Origin of the sequence: Halorubrum sp. AD140 (genome assembly GCF_034497445.1) — an archaeon.
GTDB lineage: Archaea > Halobacteriota > Halobacteria > Halobacteriales > Haloferacaceae > Halorubrum.
This window is the reverse complement of sequence record NZ_JAXRUU010000108.1, coordinates 1-4883: the sequence shown is the minus strand read 5'-3', so window position 1 is coordinate 4883 and position 4883 is coordinate 1. Positions and strand designations below refer to the sequence as shown.

The window sequence follows — 4883 nt, the reverse complement described above, 5'->3', positions numbered from 1 at the left end:
CGCCCCCGGACCGTGACCCGCCCGTTCGTCGTCGGCGACCACCGACTGAAGACCGAACCGGGCGACCCGTTCGTCCGGTGTGCCGACTGCGGCTGCCGGTTCCGCTCGAAGGACGCGATCACCTCTCGCGGCTGTCACGGGCGCTCGGGTCGCTGAGGGCCTCCCGACCCCTCGGCCGCGGACGCTACCCCTTTCAGCGTCGCGGCCGAACCGCGGCCAATGACCGACGATTCGGGCGACGGTTCCGGCGACGCCGCCGATGACGCCCCCGCCGGCGACGGTGCCGAGGACGGCCCCGATGACGACGTCTCGCTCGACCGTTTTTACGAAGCCTTAGAGGCCGAGGGACGCCCGATCGCGACCGCCAGCGAGGTCGCTCGTCGACTCGGCACGTCGCAGTCGGCCGCGCGCGACGCGCTGGCCGCGCTCGTCGACCGCGGCGACGTGGACCGACTCGACGTCGAGCGCGACCCGATCGTCTTCTACCCGACCGACTGGGGCCGACTGGCGACGCGCGAGCGCGTCGTGGTCTTCCCCGAGCGCCGCGAGATCGTCGTCGACCGCCCGACGCAGTACACCCGCGCCCGGCTCTCGCAGTTCGCGTCCCTCGTCGACACCACGGGGACGGAGCCCGGCACCCGCGGGTACCTCTACCGGATACGCCAGGAAGACGTGTGGGCCGCGCCGTTCGACGACGCCGAGGCGCTGGTCGCCAGCCTCCGGTCGGTGCTCCCCCGCCGATACGACCACCTCGAAGAGTGGGTCCGCGACCAGTGGCGGCGCGCGCACCGCTTCCGGCTGTACACGCACGACGACGACTACGTCGTCTTGCAGGCCGCCTCCGAGAGCCTGATGGGCAACGTCGCGGACCAGCACCTCGACGACGGCCACCTCCGGGCGCCGATCTCCGAGACGGAGGCGTGGGTGAACGAGGGCGCCGTCGCCGAGATCAAGCGCGCGCTGTACGACGCGGGCTACCCGGTCGAGGACGACCGCGACCTCGACGTGGGCGACCCGGTCGACATAGACCTGACGATCGACCTCAGAGGGTATCAAGAGACGTGGGTCGAGACGTTCCTCGAGCGTGGGTCCGGGGTGTACGTCGGCCCGCCGGGGTCCGGCAAGACCGTCGCGGCCATCGCGACCGTCGCGGCCGTCGGCGGCGAGACGCTGGTTCTGGTCCCCTCCCGCGAGCTCGCCGGCCAGTGGCGCGAGGCGCTGCTCGACCACTCCACGGTCGACCCCGCCGACGTGGGGCTGTACCACGGCGGGCGAAAGGAGATCCGACCGATAACGATCGCGACGTACCAGATCGCCGGGATGGACCGCCACCGGAGCCTGTTCGACTCCCGGAAGTGGGGACTGATCTGCTTCGACGAGTGCCACCACGTCACCGCACCGGTCTACTCCCGGACGGCGGAGCTGCAGAGCAAACACCGCCTCGGCCTCTCCGCCACCCCGGTCAGCGAGACCGCCAGCGAGGAGGAGGTCTACACCCTGATCGGTCAGCCGATCGGCGCCGACTGGGACGCCCTCTTCGAGGAGGGGTTCGTCCAGGAGCCCGAGGTCGAGATCCGGTACGTCCCGTGGCGCGACGAGCTGGCGCGGAACGAGTACGCCAGCGCCGACGGCCGCGAGCGCCGCCGACTCGCGGCGGAGAACCCCGCGAAGGTCGAGGAGATCCGGTACCTGCTGGCCGCCCACCGCGACAAGAAGGCGCTCGTCTTCGTCGAGTACCTCGACCACGGCGAGGCGATCGCCGACGCGCTCGGCGTCCCGTTCGTCAGCGGCGAGACGCCACACCACGTGCGCGCGGAGCTGTTCCGGCGGTTCCGGGAGGAGGGGGACTCGTCCGAGACCGACCGCGACGACGTCGACGCCCTCGTCGTCTCCCGCGTCGGCGACGAGGGGATCGACCTCCCGAACGCCGAGGTCGCCATCGTCGCCAGCGGACTCGGCGGCTCCCGCCGACAGGGCTCGCAGCGCGCGGGTCGGACGATGCGCCCCGCCGGCTCCGCGCTCGTCTACGTGCTCGCGACGCGCGGATCCAGCGAGGAGGAGTTCGCGCAGCGGCAGATGCGACACCTCGCGCGCAAGGGCGTGCGGGTGCGGGAGACGAACGTCGCCGAGTAGGGGGTCGTCGACGCCGGCGTCGAAGCTTTCAACACCCGCTCCGCCGACTGCGCGGTATGGACACCGACGAGTCACGGCGGGGGGCGGGCGACGAGCCGCGGCGCGAGTCGGGCGACGACTCCCCCGCGCCGACCGTCGCCGAGGCGGTCGTCGACGCCATGCTCGACCGCGGCGTCGACACTGTCTTCGGGATCCCCGGAAAGCAGACGCTCCCGCTGAACCGGGCGCTCGCCGACCGCGACGCCCGGTTCGTCGTCGCGCGCCACGAGACGGCCGTCACCCATCAGGCGTGGGGATACGCCGAGACGAGCGAACCGGGGGCGATGGCGGCCACGTGCGTCGTCCCCGGTCCGGGCGACATGAACGCGATGAACGGGCTGAAGAACGCTCTGAACGACTGCGTCCCGCTGCTCCACCTCGCCGTCGAGACCGAGCGCGAGGTCCGCGGCGGCGACGGCATCCACGAGACGCCGCCGGAGACGTACGACACGGTCGTCAAGGAGAACGTCCTCGTCGACTCGCCCGCGGGCGCGATCCCCGCCGTCGTCGACGCGATCCGCGTCGCCCGCGAGCACCCGCAGGGACCCGTCCGCGTCGGGATCCCGAAAGACGTCCTCGCGGGCCGGACGCCACAGCCCGCGGTCGGGACCCGGGAGCCCGCCGCGCCGCCGGTCCCGCCGTCAGCGGCCGTCGACCGGGCGGCGGGTCTGCTCGCCGGCGCCGAGCGCCCCGTGATCCTCGCGGGCGGCGGCGTGCGTCGGTCCGGCGCGAGCGACGCGCTCCGGTCGGTCGCGGAGGCCCTCGACGCGCCCGTGGTGACGACGTACAGGGGAAGGGGACGCTGCCGGAGACCCATCCGTTCTCCGCCGGCGTCCTCTGTGGCGGGTCGAGCGCGGAGCTCCGCGACCTGCTCGCCGGGGCCGACGCGGGGCTCGTCGTCGGCTCCGACCTCGACGCGGTCGCGACCGCCTCGTGGTCGGTCGCGATGCCGGACCGGCTCGCTCACGTCACCCTCGACGGCGACGACGTCGGGTTCGGCTACGAGACCGACCTCGGAATCGTCGCCGACGCGGACCGGTTCCTCCGGGCGCTCGACGACCGGCTCGACACGGACGGCGAACGGAGCGCTGATACGGAAGCGGCGCGGTCCGGCGCAGCGCGCGCCCGAGCGGTCAGGTCCGCCGACGAGGAGCGGTTCGCGGCGCTCGCGGACGACCGCGCTTCCGACGAGCCGCTCCGCTCGGTAGAAGTCCTCCGGGAGGTCCGCGAAGCGCTCCCCGAGGAGACGGTCGTCACCGCGGACGCCGGCGGCTTCCGGCTCTGGACCCTCGTCTCCTTCCCGGCGGCGGACCCCCGCTCGTACGTCAACCCCGGCTCGTGGGCGACGATGGGCACCGGTCTGCCGTCGGCGATCGGCGCGAGGCTCGCGAACCCCGACCGCGACGTGGTCGCGCTCACCGGGGACGGCGGGCTCATGATGTGCGTCCACGAGCTCCACACGCTCGCCGCGGAGGGAATCGACGTGACCGTCGTCGCGCTCAACAACGACGACTACGCGATCATCAGCGAGGAGGCGTCGCGCTCGTACGACTTTCCCGAGGGCGCCTACGGCTGGGCCGACGCGGGGCTCGACCTCGTCGACGTCGCGTCCGGGATGGGCGTCCCCGCGGAGCGCGTGACCGGGCTGGACGCGGTCGGCGACGCGGTCGACGCGGCCCGGCGACGAGACGGCCCCGCGCTCGTTGAGATCGTCACCGACCCGGCGGAGCCGCAGGCGAGCGAGTGGATGACGCGAGTCCGGTGACACGGCCACCTCTTCCCTTCTCCCGCGATATCGTCCTCACGAACTGGAGCGTGAGCCTTAACAACATTCGTTGTGAATTGTGCCTATGACTCACGCGAACGACGTCGCCGTCGGCATCGTCGGGCTCGGCGGGATCGGAAACCTCCACGCGACGAAACTGACCGAGCGCGGCGCGAACCTCGTCGGCGGCATGGACATCGACGCCGACGCGCGTGCCGCGTTCCACGAGGAGTTCGACCTTCAGGCCTACGACGACGAGGCGGAGCTCTACGAGGAGTGCGACGCCGTCCTGGTCACGACGCCGAACCGGTTCCACGAGGAGTACGCGGTCTCGGCGCTGGAGGCCGGCCTCGACGTCCTCTTGGAGAAGCCGCTCGCGCACACGCTCGAGAGCGCGGAGCGCATCGCCGCGGCCGCCCGTGACGCCGAGGGGTTCTGCATGGTCGGGTTCAACAACCGGTTCGCGGAGCCGGTCCAGGTGATCAGAGGCTACCAAGCGGAGGGCCGGTTCGGGGAGACGACCCACGTCGAGGCGAACTACGTCCGGCGCCGAGGGGTCCCCGGCCGCGGGTCGTGGTTCACGTCGAGCGACGTCGCCGGCGGCGGCGCGCTCATCGACATCGGCGTCCACGCCATCGACCTGGCGCTGTACTTCCTCGGTCACCCGGAGGTCGTCGAGGTGTCCGGCGAGACGCGCTCCGAGTTCGGGAACCGCGACGACTACGCGTTCGTCCACATGTGGGGCGCCGACGACGGTCCCGAGGGGTTCGACGTGGACGACTCCGCGTCCGCGTTCATTCGCGACGCCGACGGCAACACGGTGTCGCTGGAGGTCGCGTGGGCGACGAACCGGCCCGCGACCGACGAGTTCGTGGTCCGGGGCACCGAGGCGGGCGCGACGCTCGACCGCGGCAGCGACGACCTCACGATCCACGAGGCCGGCGTC

At 72.5% G+C, this 4883-nt stretch carries 3 protein-coding genes and 1 pseudogene; 3 read left to right on the top strand and 1 reads right to left on the bottom strand.

Going from position 1 to position 4883, the window contains the following annotated elements; all coding sequences use genetic code 11:
* Positions 1-219: 219 nt before the first annotated feature.
* The gene (locus U4E84_RS16165) at positions 220-2133 is read left to right on the top strand and encodes a DEAD/DEAH box helicase family protein (protein ID WP_322533142.1); all 1914 of its coding nucleotides are present in this window, start codon (positions 220-222) and stop codon (positions 2131-2133) included.
* Between the two features lie 71 nt (positions 2134-2204).
* Here the strand turns inward: U4E84_RS16165 and U4E84_RS19005 are convergent, their stop codons facing one another.
* The gene (locus U4E84_RS19005) at positions 2205-2417 is read right to left on the bottom strand and encodes a hypothetical protein (protein ID WP_345785520.1); all 213 of its coding nucleotides are present in this window, start codon (positions 2415-2417) and stop codon (positions 2205-2207) included.
* On the opposite strand from U4E84_RS19005, the pseudogene U4E84_RS16160 reads away from it, so the two are divergent.
* Both U4E84_RS16160 and U4E84_RS16155 read left to right on the top strand, forming a co-directional pair.
* A pseudogene (locus U4E84_RS16160) lies at positions 2325-3937 on the top strand (thiamine pyrophosphate-binding protein). The gene U4E84_RS19005 and the pseudogene U4E84_RS16160 overlap by 93 nt on opposite strands.
* Positions 3938-4022: 85 nt before the next feature.
* Positions 4023-4883: Gfo/Idh/MocA family oxidoreductase (locus U4E84_RS16155; RefSeq protein ID WP_322533141.1), on the top strand; the 861-nt coding region annotated here is incomplete at its 3' end.

Bases quoted from the DNA above. Each gene is read 5' to 3' on its own strand.
- U4E84_RS16165 (WP_322533142.1), top strand. From the start codon at position 220: ATGACCGACGATTCGGGCGACGGTTCCGGCGACGCCGCCGATGACGCC.
- U4E84_RS19005 (WP_345785520.1), bottom strand. From the start codon at position 2,417: ATGGGTGACGGCCGTCTCGTGGCGCGCGACGACGAACCGGGCGTCGCG.